The sequence below is a fragment of the Desulfomarina profundi genome (genome assembly GCF_019703855.1).
Lineage (GTDB): Bacteria > Desulfobacterota > Desulfobulbia > Desulfobulbales > Desulfocapsaceae > Desulfomarina > Desulfomarina profundi.
On record NZ_AP024086.1, the window covers coordinates 2,488,389 to 2,504,318 of the forward strand.

Annotated in this window: 18 protein-coding genes and 2 pseudogenes; 11 read left to right on the forward strand and 9 right to left on the reverse strand. The window is 44.6% G+C overall.

Annotated elements, in window-relative coordinates:
* Positions 1-60: 60 nt before the first annotated feature.
* The 4 genes from LO777_RS11400 to tnpA all read right to left on the reverse strand — a co-directional run bounded on the left by LO777_RS11400 (position 61) and on the right by tnpA (position 3,484).
* Positions 61-891: an ExeA family protein gene (locus tag LO777_RS11400; protein ID WP_228853787.1), complete on the reverse strand. Its 831-nt coding sequence runs from the start codon at positions 889-891 to the stop codon at positions 61-63.
* Complete coding sequence (locus LO777_RS11405; protein WP_228853788.1) at positions 884-2,329, reverse strand: DDE-type integrase/transposase/recombinase; 1,446 nt, start codon at positions 2,327-2,329, stop codon at positions 884-886. Before LO777_RS11405 ends, LO777_RS11400 begins: the two co-directional genes overlap by 8 nt.
* Before the next feature lie 104 nt (positions 2,330-2,433).
* Entirely contained in the window at positions 2,434-3,003 is a 570-nt protein-coding gene (locus tag LO777_RS11410; protein ID WP_228853789.1) for a hypothetical protein, read from the reverse strand.
* A gap of 145 nt (positions 3,004-3,148) precedes the next feature.
* Entirely contained in the window at positions 3,149-3,484 is a 336-nt protein-coding gene (gene tnpA, locus LO777_RS11415; protein ID WP_228854026.1) for an IS66 family insertion sequence element accessory protein TnpA, read from the reverse strand.
* 96 nt (positions 3,485-3,580) lie between these two features.
* Between tnpA and LO777_RS11420 the strand changes: the two genes are divergently transcribed.
* From LO777_RS11420 to LO777_RS21070, 4 genes are all read left to right on the forward strand, one after another.
* Entirely contained in the window at positions 3,581-4,030 is a 450-nt protein-coding gene (locus tag LO777_RS11420; RefSeq protein WP_228854027.1) for a transposase, read from the forward strand.
* A 406-nt stretch (positions 4,031-4,436) separates the two neighbouring features.
* Positions 4,437-4,703, forward strand: coding sequence for a hypothetical protein (locus tag LO777_RS11425; protein ID WP_228854028.1), 267 nt, complete (start codon positions 4,437-4,439; stop codon positions 4,701-4,703).
* Positions 4,704-4,713: 10 nt separating this feature from the next.
* Positions 4,714-4,989, forward strand: a complete 276-nt coding sequence (locus LO777_RS11430; RefSeq protein ID WP_228854029.1) for a hypothetical protein — start codon at positions 4,714-4,716, stop codon at positions 4,987-4,989.
* 58 nt (positions 4,990-5,047) lie between these two features.
* Positions 5,048-5,212: an HNH endonuclease gene (locus LO777_RS21070; RefSeq protein ID WP_407929141.1), complete on the forward strand. Its 165-nt coding sequence runs from the start codon at positions 5,048-5,050 to the stop codon at positions 5,210-5,212.
* 88 nt (positions 5,213-5,300) lie between these two features.
* Here LO777_RS21070 and LO777_RS11435 read toward each other — a convergent pair.
* From LO777_RS11435 to LO777_RS11455, 5 genes and pseudogenes are all read right to left on the reverse strand, one after another.
* Positions 5,301-5,993 (reverse strand): annotated as a pseudogene (locus tag LO777_RS11435) (group II intron maturase-specific domain-containing protein); the annotation flags it as partial.
* A gap of 89 nt (positions 5,994-6,082) precedes the next feature.
* Positions 6,083-7,096: a site-specific integrase gene (locus LO777_RS11440; protein ID WP_228854030.1), complete on the reverse strand. Its 1,014-nt coding sequence runs from the start codon at positions 7,094-7,096 to the stop codon at positions 6,083-6,085.
* Positions 7,083-8,075, reverse strand: a complete 993-nt coding sequence (locus LO777_RS11445) for a tyrosine-type recombinase/integrase (protein WP_228854031.1) — start codon at positions 8,073-8,075, stop codon at positions 7,083-7,085. The genes LO777_RS11440 and LO777_RS11445 overlap by 14 nt, the downstream gene beginning before the upstream one ends.
* Complete coding sequence (locus tag LO777_RS11450; RefSeq protein ID WP_228854032.1) at positions 8,072-9,301, reverse strand: site-specific integrase; 1,230 nt, start codon at positions 9,299-9,301, stop codon at positions 8,072-8,074. Before LO777_RS11450 ends, LO777_RS11445 begins: the two co-directional genes overlap by 4 nt.
* A 166-nt stretch (positions 9,302-9,467) precedes the next feature.
* Positions 9,468-10,093, reverse strand: a pseudogene (locus LO777_RS11455) (reverse transcriptase domain-containing protein); the annotation flags it as partial.
* 683 nt (positions 10,094-10,776) lie between these two features.
* Between LO777_RS11455 and LO777_RS11465 the strand changes: the two are divergent.
* From LO777_RS11465 to LO777_RS11495, 7 genes are all read left to right on the forward strand, one after another.
* Complete coding sequence (locus tag LO777_RS11465; protein ID WP_228854035.1) at positions 10,777-11,010, forward strand: type II toxin-antitoxin system Phd/YefM family antitoxin; 234 nt, start codon at positions 10,777-10,779, stop codon at positions 11,008-11,010.
* Positions 11,007-11,423 carry a type II toxin-antitoxin system VapC family toxin gene (locus LO777_RS11470; RefSeq protein WP_228854036.1) on the forward strand — a complete coding sequence of 139 codons (417 nt, stop codon included), beginning with the start codon at positions 11,007-11,009 and terminating at the stop codon, positions 11,421-11,423. Before LO777_RS11465 ends, LO777_RS11470 begins: the two co-directional genes overlap by 4 nt.
* Before the next feature lie 252 nt (positions 11,424-11,675).
* Entirely contained in the window at positions 11,676-12,782 is a 1,107-nt protein-coding gene (locus LO777_RS11475) for a Fic family protein (protein ID WP_228854037.1), read from the forward strand.
* A 344-nt stretch (positions 12,783-13,126) separates the two neighbouring features.
* On the forward strand, positions 13,127-13,279 hold the full coding sequence (locus tag LO777_RS20110; RefSeq protein ID WP_268907572.1) for a transposase: 153 nt from the start codon (positions 13,127-13,129) through the stop codon (positions 13,277-13,279).
* Positions 13,280-13,509: 230 nt separating this feature from the next.
* Positions 13,510-14,286 carry a class I SAM-dependent methyltransferase gene (locus LO777_RS11485; protein ID WP_228854038.1) on the forward strand — a complete coding sequence of 259 codons (777 nt, stop codon included), beginning with the start codon at positions 13,510-13,512 and terminating at the stop codon, positions 14,284-14,286.
* 47 nt (positions 14,287-14,333) lie between these two features.
* Positions 14,334-15,050 carry a type 1 glutamine amidotransferase gene (locus LO777_RS11490; protein ID WP_228854039.1) on the forward strand — a complete coding sequence of 239 codons (717 nt, stop codon included), beginning with the start codon at positions 14,334-14,336 and terminating at the stop codon, positions 15,048-15,050.
* Entirely contained in the window at positions 15,047-15,832 is a 786-nt protein-coding gene (locus tag LO777_RS11495; protein WP_228854040.1) for a carboxypeptidase-like regulatory domain-containing protein, read from the forward strand. The genes LO777_RS11490 and LO777_RS11495 overlap by 4 nt, the downstream gene beginning before the upstream one ends.
* The last annotated feature ends 98 nt before the right edge of the window (positions 15,833-15,930 follow it).

The following is a 15,930-nucleotide window of genomic DNA, read 5'->3' on the forward strand; positions in this document are numbered from 1 at the left end:
GCCCGCCTCCGTTTCGCCAGACCTTTGTACCTGCCAAAAGCAGGAGTGACTTTTGTTAATTTAACGTGATCTTTTTTTTTGTGGTGTGGGGGAATACATTTCCAGAAAGAGTTGTTCATCAAGCTGAGTAAGCTCACGTTGCGCTGCGGTGGTAAGCAGTTCTGCTGCCATGACATTGAGTAGTCTCAAATTGCCGGCACTATGTTCCACAAGTGCCGACATAAGTGGTTTTGTCATTAACTGAGGTGCTCCGGCTTGTTTCAGACAATACTCCAGATAATTTCTCAGTTCTTTTTTGTCATATGGTGAAAGTATTCTTCTAAACCTGATACGACTTCCCAGAGCAAGAAGATTATTGCTCCGAAAACGTTCAGGAAGAGTGAGATCCCCGCAAAGAATAACAGTCAGTAAACATTCTGAATCAAACTGAGCACTCCCCATCAACCGCAATTCATTGAGGTTACAGGTCACCATTTCCTGAGCCTCGTCAATCAGGAGTATTGGTCTGAACAAAGTTGATGTAATATGCTGTCGCCACCTTTCCCGGAGAGCTTTAAATCCACCGTATCTGTTGGATGGGGTAAGATTGACACCAAAGAGATCCCCCATCTCACGGTAAAAGTCTGCAATACTTGATTGAGGTCTTTCCATAACACCAACCACGACGTTTTCCAACCGTTCAAGTTTATGGGAAAGATATTGAAGATTTTTTGATTTACCAAGCCCGGGTTCTCCGGCCATGAGTGCGAATCCGCCATCCATGACCAGATTTTCAATTTGAAAGAGGAAGGTATCTATTCCCGGTGCCGGCCATAAAGAGTGTACTGGAATGTTGGGAAGAAACGGATTCCATTTCAGACCGAACAGTGCAAGAAGACGCTTATTATTCATGGTCTGCCTCCATTGGAATAAAGGCAGGAGGGAGTCCGGTGGCTGCATAATCAGCCAGTAATTTACGCAATAGCGGTGGATAGGGGTCTGTGTCGATATCAGCTTCAGGCAAGGCCACAAGAGGAGCCAGTGTTCTTCGCAATCCGTCACTGTTTTTGATCTTGTCCTGAGGGTAAATTTTCGCAAGCAAAGTTGAATCTCTCTCGTCTACCAGCCAGGCGTGGCAAAGATTCCAGCTTTGATATCGTACATATAGTCGGTCAAAGTGGCGGAACCTGGATGGAACTTCAAATCGAACACCTTTGATCTGTAAAGTAGAGTCACTTTTTCGCTGGGCACGATTTTCCTGAACAGTAAAAGAAAAAACCATCTTTTCACGCTCAGGAGCAGGGCGTGCACCATCTGGTCCCGCCAGCATTTTCTCCACAGGGGAACAGTTGATCTCCTGGTGGCGTTTTCGGTTATACTCCATCTCCGACCAAGCCTGTGTGGCATAATTCAACGTCTCAAGCGTCAAGGGTTCTACCCGTGACAGCATGGACATCAGCCGTCCTTCCAACTGTCCCCAGAAGGATTCCTGTTTGCCATTTTGATAAGGACTATACGGCAATGTCCGGTCGTGTTTTATGCTCAAGCCCAGTAGGCCATTTGTTGTTTCGCGGGCGATCATTGCCGCACCATTATCCGTCATTAAACTGCGGGGTAATCCCCGTTTCATAAAGGCCTGCAACATACCATGATGCAACACTTCCGCTGTTTCCTGATAATACCACTGGATATGGCAACATAATCGGGAACAGTCATCAAGTATGCAGAGTGCTATCGGAGTATGCCATTCTCCGTTACTATCAGCTACCCGTAGTTTGCCCTTATGGAAATCCAGATGCCAAAGTCCGTGGACATGGGACGCCTCGTAACTTCTTACTTCCATCTGTTCAAGATGTTCTTCTGCCTTGTATTGTCCTTTGGTTTTGTTACGGGGTGACCGCTTCTTGTACCACCCTCTTTCTTTCATGCGTCGGCGAACACTGGCATAAGATGGAGGTTTACTCAGCTCTGGCTTTTCTTCAATTAATGCCAGAAGATTGTCGGTATGGAGCCGATAACTCCAATGGGGAAAGCTGCAATACTGTTTCCCGAGTTCGATCAGCATCTGCGCAGAAAGAGCTGTTTTCTTCCCGAGATCTGAACGGGGTTTTCGTTCCATATCTCCCACAGGATCGTTACCGTTCAACGCTTTGTAGTACCAACGCTCAATGGTGGAAGCACCAAAGGTAACAAACCCATCTTTGCATGGGTGCTGATACCGTCGGCTCGCAAGTATTTTAAGTTTTCTGCCAAGTTCTCCCGGCTCGGGAGGACTGGCAAGCAGTCCTCCTATGATGGAAAAACGGAGTTGTGCCCAGGAATGCAGGCGGGACTCGCTATTCTTGTTCATGATATGGCTCCTGTCTGGTTTATGAGCATAGTCTGCTCGTTTTTGGACAAAAACCAATTTACAGGGAGAGGACAAAAGAAGAAGTCCCCAACTTTTGCGGGGAGTTACTGCTCCATCACTGTTCCTGTCGCCAGCAGTACGAGACAATTGAGAATTGCGTTTGAGGAGGATTTTTTGGTTTCGAGATAATGACCCACCAAAGATCCAGGCAAAGTGTGATTTGTAACAGCAGGATGAATAGAACCACGTATTGTTTGCCAGAGTTGACTTTTAGGGAAAATCTCACGAAAATACGTCAACCACTTGCTGATTGTTTTCCTGTCTGCTCCAAGCATTTTTGACACCATGTTTTTACTGTATTCCTGTGGTTTGCTTTGGTTTAGTGTGGTTACAATCAATATAACTACTCTGAAATACACCCGCCGATCCATGAATAGAGTCGATTTCGGTAAGGTTCTACGACGACAATTCTCTTTACTGCAACAGAGACTGAACCGTACAGAGTACTCTTCAGGAAGATCAGGCCCACCGCGTGGCTGACGTTGGTAATTGGAATAATGCTGAGGGCTACCACAATAGGGACAACCGGCTTTATGCTGCTGATCAGCCAAATCTATGTCTATATGGTGAAGAAGCTTAAAAAGGTTGGTGCTTTGAAGTAATTCTGGTATCATTTTCCTGCCTTAGTGTTTTAGGCAGGAACCCTCTCGGGGTATTTGCGCGATACGTGAGGGGGTTCCTTACCTTTCCATCACTTATCTTGCACATTTTAACTCTATTTTCCATCATTTATTTTGGCCACTCTCAGTCCTGGCCGCATCATCTTGTCTGCTCCAGAACGCAGATTACGGCCTTGAGATCTGAAGGGGAAAAACCCGGGCAAATCTCAAGACGGAAATCGTTATACTCCAGAATCAGATTACCTGTAGCCCTGCTTTCTGTTGGCGGAGCAGCAGATGGCGCAGGTACGGTTAAAGGGTGGAAACGAACATCCTGGGTCTGCGTTTCCAGCTTTCGCTTCCAGTAGCAAAATGTCGCCAAAGCAATGTTGCGGCGTTGGCAATACTTTTTCTGGCTCAAGCCGCTCTTTCGCCAGCCTCCGATATGAGCACGCCAATAGGTTTTCTTGGTGGAAATGTCCTGGTCTGTTCTCATGAGTGCGCCTCCGTTTTGGGTTTGGCGTACTCAAACATGATTGGCAGAGAAAAATAAGAAGTGGTCTGTTAACCGCTTACTCTTAATTCAACACCTTTGACTGAGGCCCGGCTGCATGAGGCGCCTGAGGGTGAGGTCAGCTTTACCTGGGGAAAGTATGATCCACTTACCCAAAAACGGGAGCGAACAGAAATCGAGACGTTGCCCATAACTGAATTTTTGCAACGATATCTTCAGCACGTACCACCGTCAGGCTATCAGACAATCCGTCATTATGGGCTCTATACCAGTGCCAGGAAGACTGCTTACGAACAGTGTGCGGAACTGCTGGCTGTCCGTAACCCTCTGGTATCTCAGGAAACCTGTGACGAACTGAGCATCGGCAATGATTCCTGGATTGCCGATCATACCTGCCCTGTATGCGGAAAGCCACTCATGGTGACCCAACATTTACCATCAACCCTGACCGGGCTGGTTGTCAAGCGTCCACCGCTGGGCACGGTCACTGTTCAGTTTCCAACTCCGAGGTGTGCATATGTTTCTTGACCTTGTCATGCCCCTCATTGGATCACGAAGAGCAGATACCTTTGGTGAAATACGTCTACTACCCCTGTTATGGCAAAGAAACAAAGAGTTGTCTTCCCCTTTCCGTGCGCATTCCTGCATTTCCTTGACCTGGATAGTCTGCGTATGGCATACTTTTGATCGCTGTAAGAAGTTATGGATTAAAGCAATCTCTATAGGGAGGTTAGTAGCTGTGGCGAAAGTTGTGATGTAGATCGACCGTCCAACACGACGTTGAAGCAGTCCAAAACAGCAAGAGGTAGATTAAGAAGGGGTACCTCGCTTCCAAAGATGAGGTGATGCAAAGGTGTGTGTTGCCGACTGTTTTGGCAGCTTAACTCAACGTTACATGCCACATACAATAGAAATATCCTACTGAGGTTAAGAAATGAAAGATCAAGTCGAAGTTGAAATTAAAATCCTCAAAGATGGTGATGAGATAGTAGGTCTTTGGGAAAATAGAATTCTAGTAAAGCATAAAGATGGCTGTGCCGAATTTTTCATATTAGAGATTGATAATAATGGACATCCCAGACTTAATAATAAAACATGGAAAGTAACAAAAGGCGATGGTGAAATCCATATTACTAAGAAAGAACAAAGTGGTAAAAATCAGATAAAATCTGGAAAGCCACCGAAGGTAATTACTTTCTGAGGGATGGTGTATGGCTTGTTCAAAATGTGGAAAAACTGGGCATAATGCTAGATCTTGCCCAGAAAATAGAAGCAGTCAAAAAAAGATTATTAATGGTCGTGATCGAATGATTATTGCAATTGATAATACTGATGAAGAGAGTTTGAATAAAATTGCTGCATTAGTAATGGAAGCTAAAAGGAAAATTGATCCAAATGCCCGTGGTACAATTGTTCTTGGGGATGAAAATTCTCTACCCCATAAGGTACTTCAATTGCTAGAAAATAGTGGAAATACAGATGAGTAAAGGCAGACCATCCAGTCACATTAAAGCTCAAAAGGAAGTAAAAGAGCGTGAAGGATATATGTGTTTACGCTGTGGGGGTGTTTTTAAAGACTCACACGGACATCACCTCCTATATTATAGCGAGGGTGGCCCAGCAAACTACCAGACAATGGCAACCATGTGCCCTGGTTGCCATAGAAAGTATCACTCAAAAAAAGCTAATATAGATATTATCCGATTTTAACGAGCATGTAATCTGGTAAGGGCTGATTTTTCTTCAGCCCTCCCCACACCACCCCACAAGCGGGTCCGCATAGGGCGGTTCATCAAGGTTATTTCGGATTATCCGGGTAATGAATTTTCACCCACTGATCTTTGACAGATATCAATCCCTGTTCATACAGCCATTTATTGGTCATACCAGCTTGGGTTGCGAGGGTACGGGCACAGTGCCAGGGCCCTTTGCGACTCAATGCAGTGAGAATGGCCTCTCTTTTGAATGTTCCCAGTTTAAGAAGGTTTCGAACTTTAGTACGGGTGTATCGCCACTGTTTCCAGTAGCACATCCGTAAACGTCTGCGAAGCCATTCATCTATTTCCGGGATAGGACGATAGTACTCCGAAATCCCGTAGTAGTTCATCCAACCTCGTACGTATTCCGCTAACTTCTTCAACCGGTAGTCCATGGAGACAAACCAGCTCCTTCCTGTAAAAAGACGGATTCTTCTTTTAAACTCACGGAAGGATTTCTCACTCCAACGGATCTTTCCCCGGACAAAGATAAATCCCAGGAATCCGCACTGGTCAACTGGAGCAACCTTGCTTTTCTTCTCGTTGATTTCAAGCTTGAGCTTGTTGGTAAGAAACCTTCGAATACTGGCCATCACCCTTTTGCCTGCCCGGAGACTTTTTACCATGATAATGGCATCGTCTGCGTATCGGCTGAAACGATGACCTCGTTTTTCCAGTTCCTTGTCAAAATCATCGAGCAGAATGTTTGCCAGCAGTGGTGAAAGCGGGCCTCCTTATGCAAAGTTCTCGATTATGCAAAGTAAATCTCTAACGATTTAAAATTTCTATACTTCTGCTTGATTTACTTTGCATAATACCATGACTACTTCAGACTTGAAAGCCAATCAAGCAATGTGGTATCCTTGCTCCAATCAGGAAGATTATTATCAACCAGATCAGGATATGCCTTCTCGATAGCCTGGCGTTTCAATTCGGTATCACATTTTGCGTAGGTCTCCGTGGTTTTGATATCCTCATGGCCAAGAAAATCCCTGATATAAATGAGGTTGACACCAGCCTGCAGCAGGTGCATGGCCTTGCTGTGACGAAACATGTGTGGTGTCACTTTTTGGGGAACGCTCGCTGAACTCCTTTTTGCAAAACCAACATATCGGGAGATTATATAGGCAATACCCTCCTTAGTGAGCTTATTTCGCTGCTTATTGGTAAAGAGGGGATAATCCTTTTTCCAATCTTTTTGCAGGGAATGCTCCTTAAAATAATGTTTGAGCAACGCCAAAGTGTTTTTCATCAATGGATTCCTGCGGACTTTATTGCCTTTTCCTGTGAGAACAAGCACAGCTGGATTGTCCAGAATAACATCCCGTACTTTGAGATCGACTAATTCCTGTACCCTGCATGCGGAATCGTAAAGGACACTTAAAAGCGTTAGATCTCTCCTACCTTTTACTGTCATTTTATCCGGCTGTGACAATAAAAGTTTCATTGTTTCCGGTGTCAGATACGGTATCAATGGCTTGGGTGCCTTCTTGACGGGCAGAGAAATCACCTTCTGGTAATGAAGGATTCCAGCAGGTTCTTCGTATTGGGCATACCTGAAGAAGGAATGTATGGCTGCAAGCCTTTGGTTACGGGTTGCAATACAACATTTACGCTCCTCTTCAATCCATTGGAGAAAATCAGCAATTATTACATGGGTCAGCATGGTCATGCTGAGCATTTCGACAGGTATCTTTTTCTGTTCACGACAATAACGAAGCAGCAATTTAAAGGTATCACGGTAGGATGCTATCGTGTTGTTGCTGGCATTTTTCTGTCGAGGCAGATATACAGAGAGGAATGCAGTAAGGTGAGTTGCAAAATCAGTAGGTTGCATCGTCATCACCCTCCAGTCGAGGAATAATGTCAGGATAACAACCTTCAAGCGTGATGGATATATTCGGAAATACATCGGCTGTAAGTCTGAGGTAATAAGCTGTTTCCTGAAAGGAATCGTGTCCCATATATGTTTTCAGAACAGGAAGATATGTGCCAAGATCTTTTCCTTGGATTACCCATTTCTTCAGGCAGTGGCAGGCATATGTGTGACGAAAATCCTGTACTCTTGGCCCCTTCCCTCTTCCTCCATGAGAGATGCCGGCTCTCCACAAGAATCGTCTGAAATTATGGTAGACATTTCCTACTGTCATTGGTTTCCCGTTTAGTCCAGGGAAAAACCAATCAGATCCTTTTGAGAGTCTATGCATATTTTCAGAGAACCTCCTGCATCGACTCGTAAGGTTGTCTGACATCACAACCAATCGGCTGTTGTCCTTTTTTGAATGACAAATACTGAGTATACCGGTCTCCACATCCACATCTTCAACTTTCAAGAGCCTTGCTTCAGAAGATCGAAGACCGCAGGCATAAACCATCCGGAAGAATAGTGGCATGATCAGGTGACGGTCTGGACATCCACTGACGAAGCAACATTGATCTATCTGGTGAAAAAACCGTTGCAGTTCATCTTCGGTATAGATATAGATGTGGGGGACATACTGCCGTGCTGCCGGATAATATCCTTTTGGGATGATATATGCGCCAATCCCAATACCTTCCATATACATGGCAAGTTGCCGCAGGATAGAAGATCTTGCACACTGATTTGCTTGAGTCTCATAGTCTTTTTTTGAACACCACTTGAGTACTATTTCTTTTGAGAGAGTTGATGAACCGGGATATTTTTCAGCAGAAAAGGCGGAAAATCGTACCAGGTGCCTTGCTTCTGCCTCATATTTATATCCAACCGCTTGTTTCAACTGGACATGGTTGTTGATGTGCTCTGCAAATGGTCCCCTGAACATATAATCATTCATGAGCCCACCTCCGGAGTATCCAGGCAGCATTGCTTCAGTTTTTTGACGTCCACTTTCAAATACACTGCAGTGGAGCTCGTGTCCGTATGACCCAGAATATCCGAGATAACAGCGAGAGGAGTGTCATGCTCAAGCATTTTTGAAGCCATGGTATGGCGAAGAGAATGCATGCCACGGTGTTTCTTCAATGTAGGCAGATGTGCAATCCGCATATAAGAGTGGATTATTTGATGCAGGTGATCTCCCTCAGCAAAAGGCAGAAATGGAGCCAAATGCCTTATAAAAAGGATAGGAGAATCTACTTTTGGCCTGCCGTATTTCAGATAGTCAATAACAGCCCATCCAACTTCGGCAGGAATCGGTAGGGTTATTGTTTCTCTTGTCTTTGACTGGACAAATGACAGTGTCTTTGTTTCCCAGTGGAAGCAATCAAAAGTGAGATTTTTAATATCGGTAACTCTCAGGCCCAACATGCAGGCAAGGAGGATAATGGCATAATCCCTTTTTCCCTTTGGATTTCCTCGATCAATGGCGCCTATCAGTGCCTCCAACTCTTCTTTCGTCCAGACAGAGGGGATGCGTGTCTGTTTACGAGCTTGAATCATTGGTGTCTTAGACGCCAAATCAGTTTCCAGGATGTCTTGTTCCTGCAGATATCTTAAAAAAGCACGTATAGAGCAGATATTTTGCTCCACAGTTTTATAGGTGTATCCGGCCAGAGTTCGTATGTACCGGTTGATTATAGGTAGATCGATATTATGGCAGTCACGGGTTCCCTGGGAAACAAGAAAATCCATGAATCGTTCCGATTGTTTCACATAATGATCTACGGTTACTTTGGAATAATCCTTGTACTCACAGTATATTTTAAAACCTTTACTGATATCTTGAAAATAGGAATCTGTAAGTAGTTTCTTATGCTTATAGTACCGTCTGAGAACGGTTCGGTGGAGCTGGAAATCTCCAATCATACGAATGATTCGAAGTTCCTGTGTGTCTTTCTGAGAGAGCGTTTTGTCAAAATCCTTTTCAAGGATCTGGTAATGGTGTTCGACGTAGTTTATTCCAAGCTGCTCGGAATAAAAGATCTCATCTTGCTTTTCTGCAAATTGAATGAGTTTTTTCCAACGGTTGCGGTAAAAAATCATGGAGCCTTCAGTGTAACCGAGCCTCAGTAACTCATGCTCCAACTCTTGTAGCAGTTCTTTTAATGGCTTCTTTAGCATAAAAATATCTCCTTTATGATGATTTATTGAGCTTTTGCTCTGTCATCATTACCGGAGATTATGCTGAGTAAATCAATATGAAGCCATTGAACTATGGTTAATTTTATAGTTTACTTTGCATAATTACTTACTTTGCATAAGGAGGCTTATGCAAAGCTTTGCATAACCCACCCTGAGGAGTTCCCTCTTCGGAGTGAACGGCGTCACCTTCGATCATTACTCCACATCTCAAATATCCGCGTATCAGTTTGAGTACGCGTTTATCCTTGATGCGCTCTGCCAGTCGGCTCATGAGTCGGTCATGATTTACCCGGTCGAAGAACTTGGAGAGATCCATATCAACGACATAGGTGTAGCCATCAACCATATAGTCCTTCCCTTGCATTACCGCCTGGTGGGCAGTTCTGCCCGGCCTGAATCCATAACTGTTTTCAGAAAAGAAGGGTTCCCATATTCGTCCCAGTACCTGGGATATGGCCTGCTGGATAAATCTGTCCAACACCGTGGGGATGCCAAGTAAACGAACACCGCCATCCGGCTTGGGAATTTCTTTCCTTTTAACCGGCTGCGGTTTAAATGCCCCCTTGAGCAAGTCTTGTTTGATCTTTGGCCAGTGGGTTTTAAGGTGATCACGGAGCTGATCGGTTTTCATTCCGTCAACACCGGGGCACCCTTGTTCCCACAGACCCTTTCCCATGCCCGGATGAGGTTACCACGTTCGAGCATAGCCTCCATTAACCGGTCACTTCTTCCCAGACGTTCGGCTGCCCGTGACGCTGCAAATAGTTCCATCTGCTGTGGCGATCCATTCACAAGTACACACCTCCTACTTATCATTATCATTTACCTGAAGATTTTTTTTTCTTCAGGCACCGTTCGGGCCTTGACTGGTGTGAGTCCTCTCGGCTTTCGGTTTCACCAAGCTCGTTTCACCAGCTACTATGCCCTCTGCTGACTTCTCCGTGAGCGATCAGAGGCGGTCGCCCGTCTCTCAGCCGAAATTCCGTCGCACGCGACTTCTCAAGCGGCACTCAGGAGACCTCCCGGGGTAAACACATGTCTTTCAGTGCGTGAATGCCGGGTTTACGGATACGCCTTATAATGGATAGAGGACTTTATCTTGTTGTGCAGACTCGTCCCGACGTATGCGCCTTATACCCGATTCCTGTTCGTCACCCCGCACTTTCGCGGTACCTAATATTTCAGGCGGCTTCCTCCAGAAGCATTGTCACCAATACTCCCTTGCCTACCGCTATACCCTTCACCTCCATCCGGTTGGGTTTAAGACTTGCCAAGTGCCTGATACTACATTACACTTGACTCACTTTTAAGAACATGTGCCGTGCCCGGCACACACAAATAGATGCTTGCAATACCGGGATACTTGTCCTACAGACTCGTTGGCCTTGAGAAAATGTCTTGACAACATGCCCTCTCAAGTGTACAGTTAGATGTGCATTCAAGGAGGGTATATTATGAAAACAGTGACATTCACAGATTTTAGAAAAAAGGCGTCTGTCTTTCTTACAGAAGTGGAGCATGGTGAAAGTATAGTGCTCTTACGACGTGGAAAGCCTATTGCTGAAGTAATTCCCTTCTCCGATAGGGCACGACAAACGCCATCTTGGAAACGGTCAGGCATTCGTTTGCAAATTCAAGGGAGCGATCTATCATCAGCCATTTTGGAAGAACGTGAGTCTGAATCATGAAACTCTTTGTCGATTCATCCGCTTTTGCCAAAAGATATGTGTTAGAGGACGGCAGCGATATTGTAGAGGAGCTTTTGCAAAAAGCGTCACAGTTAGCATTGTGTACGATCTTGGTGCCCGAAATAATTTCCGGACTGAATCGAAGACGGAGAGAACAAGTCTTATCGCAAAATGATTATCGCAAAATCAAAAAACAATTGTTGGAAGACGTGCATGATGCAATTGTACTTCAGGTGACTCCTGCTGTGATTTCACGTTCGGTAAGATTATTGGAAAACAATATTCTGCGAGCCATGGATGCATTGCATGTTGCCAGTGCATTAGAATGGCAGGCAGAGTTATTTGCTACTGCCGATAAAAGGCAATTGAAAGCCGCAAAAAATGCTGGACTGCTCACGGAATATATCGGCTAATCGGGATAGAACTCCCCATTGCTGAGGAGCCCCACACCACCCGGCATACGGACCGCGTACCAGGGCGGTTCGGCTGACCAGGAAATCAGTATCCCGGAAAACAGAGTCCCCTGTCGAATTGCAGAATTTTAGATGGTTTTTTTACAGGCTCGTTCGCTTACCAAACGAGCCTGTAACGATTTTGCGTATCATGAATGATTGACAAAAGATATTCTGTATCTTAATATGAATCAAAAAGATACGGAAATAATTATGACCAAACCTTTCATACCCCCTGAATTACCACTCCAGAATGTTGCTTGGGAAGACCTGCTGCCAAGCATTATAAAAGCAAATACATCTTTGGCAAATTTCAACGGACTTCTTAAAACCATACGAAATCCTATAATATTTTTGAGTCCTCTCATGACACAAGAGGCTGTCTTGTCGTCCCGTATTGAGGGTACACAGGCATCTTTCAGCGACATACTTGAATACGAAGCTGCTCCTAAAAGAATCAAAAATAATTATAACGACATAGAAGAAGTCATAAATTATCGGGAGGCATTAAAATATGCAGAGTTTGAGCTCGCCAAACGCCCTATCTGCTTAAATCTTATCAGAGAAATTCATGCCATATTACTCAAAGGCGTTAGGGGTGCAAGCAAATCCCGTGGAGAATTCAGAAAAATCCAAAATTGGATTGGCCCACCAGGGTCTACAATTAAAACTGCTTCATTTGTTCCACCATCACCTGAAAATTTGCTTATCCACCTGTCAAATTGGGAGAAATATTGCCACTACGACGAAAAAGACAGGCTTGTTCAGTTAGCAATCATTCACGCACAATTTGAAATTATCCATCCGTTTTTGGATGGCAATGGCAGGGTTGGCAGAATTCTAATCCCTTTGTTTTTGAAAGAGAAAGAACTTCTTAAATATCCATCATTGTATATTAGTGAATTTTTTGAGAAAAATAGAAAAGAATATTATCGCAAATTGCGGAGTATCACAGAGAAAGGAGATTGGAACAATTGGATTAAATATTTCCTTTTGGGGATAATTGCTCAAGCTGAAACCAATACAAAACGGGCAAAGCTGGTAGCAAATTTATACGAAGAACTTAAGTATACAATTCAGCAGGTTACAAAATCAAGGGCTTCAATCCAGATTCAGGATTTTCTTTTTTCAAAAATCATGTTTCAAACACCTGATTTCACAAAAGAGTCAGGCTTATCCAAGCCGCACGCTGCAAGAATTCTCAAAAATCTTATGGAGCATGATATTGTAAAAATAATCTCTCCAGCAAAAGGAAGAAGGCCTGCTATTTATGGCTTTAGTGGGCTCATGGAAATAATAGAAAGCGAACAAGCCAATTAACCTGACCGCAGGTCTTCGACGAATTTTCGTGTATATTCAACTAAACGACCGCCGTCTGAAAGTGAAACGTCTGAAAGACGGTGGCTTTAACCACGGGCCTAACCCGCAGTTCTCATGAACATTGTGTCAATTTTGAGAATAACTGTAGAGCACAAACAATGAGACAATTATCAGTGACCCAGAAAAATTTACACAATGTTCACCCAAAGTCAGTCCAGGTGACGCCATTTTCTACACTATTTTGGCAGTAAATATAGATCACCATAATTCACTGCCCGGTAAGTGAAGACTCCGAGAACTTTGAACCTGACGTCGCCTGAACTGATGAGAAATCCGGTTTAGGCATTGGTGAACCACCATTTGCCCATATCCGCTCCATAATCGGCCTGGACAGATTTACCCTGAGATCCAAAAAAAAGATAAACATCCAATGGAACCTGTTCTGTATAATCCATAACCTGAAAAAGGTGCATGCATATGGAACAGGTTTCGTGTAAATTGTCAGGATATGAAGGCAGTGGATATAAACAGGAGAGCAATGGACAACCAGACTGCTTTTTGATGTTATTTTTGAGAAATAATTACCAGATTATCTGAGATAATTTGCTTGAAAACGGTATTGAAATTTTTGGAAATTCAACCTGTGAAAATTACTGTATTATTGGTGGTTTTTCTACAGGCTCGTTTGATGAATGATCGGCAAACGAATTGGGTATAGACTGTCGCAATGAAAAGAATCCACGCTTTTGAAATAAACGATCAACCATGGTGTCCAATTATATTCAGGAACATGATCACTGAATATCTACAGTTTATTGCCAGAACTTTCAGGATTTATGATGGTGTAATACCCAGTATTGAAAAGGTGCTGTCAAAAACCGGTTCTGACAGTATTGTAGACTTGTGTTCCGGAGCTTCCGGGCCCTGGTCTCACCTGCTTAGACATACTGACAGGATCGATGTTGTTCTTACGGACAAATACCCCAACCTGGCTTCTTTTGAACGTATTTCAGCGGATTCAGGTGGCAGAATCAGTTTTTCCCGCGATTCTGTTGATGCCACAGATGTTCCCGAAAAATATGATGGCATGAGAACCATCTTTACCGGCCTGCATCACTTTCACCCCGAACCGGCCAGAAAAATTCTCCAGGATGCCGCGGAAAAAGGCAGGGCTATCGGTATTTTTGAGTTTACGGAGCACAGTCTGCCCGCTATTCTTTCTGCTCTGCTGGGGATTCCCCTGATGGTTCTCCTCTTTACCCCTTTCATAACACCATTTAAACTGTCGAGACTGTTCTGGACTTATATTATTCCTGTTACACCACTGCTGATCATGTGGGACGGAGTCATCTCTGATCTACGGACATATTCCGTTGCAGAATTGAGAGATCTTGTCTCCCCGATCAAGACAGAGAACTATTCATGGGAGATTGGAAAACAGAAATCCGGTGTTCTCGGTATAAACATAACCTATCTGATCGGCTGCCCGGATAAGCAGGCATAACCGGCTGTAAAAGTCAGCTGCAACAGACACCTTTTCCTGGAGACATTATGCGCGCACATTATTTTCAGCATGTTCCATTTGAGGGTCTCGGGAGCATAAAACCCTGGCTGGAAGATGCCGGTTGCGAGGTCACTGGAACTCTGTTTTTTAACTCGGCAATGCTGCCGAAACCGGATGGAATTGACCTGCTCATAGTAATGGGCGGACCCATGGGAGTTTACGACGAGGACAGGTTTCCATGGCTTGCTGCTGAAAAAACGTTTATTGCCGAGTTCATCAAATCCGGAAAACCTGTCCTGGGAATCTGCCTCGGTGCACAGCTCATTGCGTCTGCAATGGGCGCAGAGGTCTACCCCGGCCCCGAAAAAGAAATCGGCTGGTTCCCGATTCACGGAACAACAGTACCTGGGAGTTCCCTGTTCACTTTTCCGCCATCACTTGAGGTTTTTCACTGGCATGGTGACACTTTTGACCTGCCTGACGGCGCAGTCTGCCTTGCCCACAGCAAAGGCTGCAGACACCAGGCATTTCAACTGGGAGAATCGGTCATCGCATTGCAGTTTCATCTGGAAACCACTCCGGAATCAGCCCGGGAAATAGTCTCCAACTGCAGAGATGAACTGGTTCCCGCACGATACATACAGAATGAGCAGGAGATACTTGCCACAGACCCGGAACGCTTCCGTGCGATAAACAGAACCATGGAAAGTATTCTCACCTTTCTGCTCAGACATCACTCATCTGTAACTGACGAGAATCGATGAAGCGCACTGGTCTTACATTTTCGCTCTGCTGTCTGATACTGTTTTCGTCCGGTTGTGAATATGAACATCGCAACTTGCAGGGTGTGGTAAAAGACGAAAACGGAGAAGTCATCCCAGGGGTTTCGGTAATCGCCTGTTATTCAGGATGGAGTTGGACAAACGGCGGTCTTGTATGGGATAAAAGCTTTTGCTCCCAGCCTGCCAGAACAGATAAATCCGGAAAATACTCAATTGATTTCAGGGGACCACCTGCCATGCGCCTGAGGGCAGTGAAGGACGGATGGGTACAGACACATAATTTTTCAAGTGCTGACAAACAGATAATTCTTGTAAAAAAAGAAACGTATCAAGCCAGGCTGGCCCGGGAAGCCAACCTGAAGAAAATGTTATTTCTCAAGAGACAACCAAACGAGTCGGACCGGGAATACTATATCCGTGTCATTCAACCCGCATCCGATCGGGTCACATTACAGTACATGAACCGGAAATTGACAGTTCTCCAGTCAGCTCTGGTGGACGGAAACAGGGCTCTTTTTGCCGTCATGGGGGAGCGGCAGACTGTTTTTCATTTTTCCCGGGAAGTCATATTGAAAAATAACAGGAAACCGGTTATCAGTCAGACAACAGTCTCCATGCAGGATAACAACCACGATACTGACATGTTTTTCATCGATATGGATTTTCGAGGACAGAACAGTTCTCCGCCGACAAAACCGACCCTTTTGGTTCCAAGTATCCATGCAGAATTTGGCATGAGAATCAAATCGACATCTCAACAATAACCCCAGGAACTGATCCATGTTTCCCGCCGGGTCAAACGGCAGTTTTCACCTGCTGCTGCCTGGCCGACAGTACAACAATAAATTTGAATACCCATACA

Coding starts and splice junctions, on each gene's coding strand:
- LO777_RS11410 (WP_228853789.1), bottom strand. CDS start 3,003: ATGATACCAGAATTACTTCAAAGCACCAACCTTTTTAAGCTTCTTCAC.
- LO777_RS11400 (WP_228853787.1), bottom strand. CDS start 891: ATGAATAATAAGCGTCTTCTTGCACTGTTCGGTCTGAAATGGAATCCG.
- LO777_RS11430 (WP_228854029.1), top strand. CDS start 4,714: ATGGCTTGTTCAAAATGTGGAAAAACTGGGCATAATGCTAGATCTTGC.
- LO777_RS11495 (WP_228854040.1), top strand. CDS start 15,047: ATGAAGCGCACTGGTCTTACATTTTCGCTCTGCTGTCTGATACTGTTT.
- LO777_RS11475 (WP_228854037.1), top strand. CDS start 11,676: ATGACCAAACCTTTCATACCCCCTGAATTACCACTCCAGAATGTTGCT.
- LO777_RS11485 (WP_228854038.1), top strand. CDS start 13,510: ATGAAAAGAATCCACGCTTTTGAAATAAACGATCAACCATGGTGTCCA.
- LO777_RS11465 (WP_228854035.1), top strand. CDS start 10,777: ATGAAAACAGTGACATTCACAGATTTTAGAAAAAAGGCGTCTGTCTTT.
- LO777_RS11490 (WP_228854039.1), top strand. CDS start 14,334: ATGCGCGCACATTATTTTCAGCATGTTCCATTTGAGGGTCTCGGGAGC.
- LO777_RS11425 (WP_228854028.1), top strand. CDS start 4,437: ATGAAAGATCAAGTCGAAGTTGAAATTAAAATCCTCAAAGATGGTGAT.
- LO777_RS11450 (WP_228854032.1), bottom strand. CDS start 9,301: ATGCTAAAGAAGCCATTAAAAGAACTGCTACAAGAGTTGGAGCATGAG.
- LO777_RS11440 (WP_228854030.1), bottom strand. CDS start 7,096: ATGCAACCTACTGATTTTGCAACTCACCTTACTGCATTCCTCTCTGTA.
- tnpA (WP_228854026.1), bottom strand. CDS start 3,484: ATGAGAACAGACCAGGACATTTCCACCAAGAAAACCTATTGGCGTGCT.
- LO777_RS11470 (WP_228854036.1), top strand. CDS start 11,007: ATGAAACTCTTTGTCGATTCATCCGCTTTTGCCAAAAGATATGTGTTA.
- LO777_RS11445 (WP_228854031.1), bottom strand. CDS start 8,075: ATGAATGATTATATGTTCAGGGGACCATTTGCAGAGCACATCAACAAC.
- LO777_RS21070 (WP_407929141.1), top strand. CDS start 5,048: ATGTGTTTACGCTGTGGGGGTGTTTTTAAAGACTCACACGGACATCAC.
- LO777_RS11405 (WP_228853788.1), bottom strand. CDS start 2,329: ATGAACAAGAATAGCGAGTCCCGCCTGCATTCCTGGGCACAACTCCGT.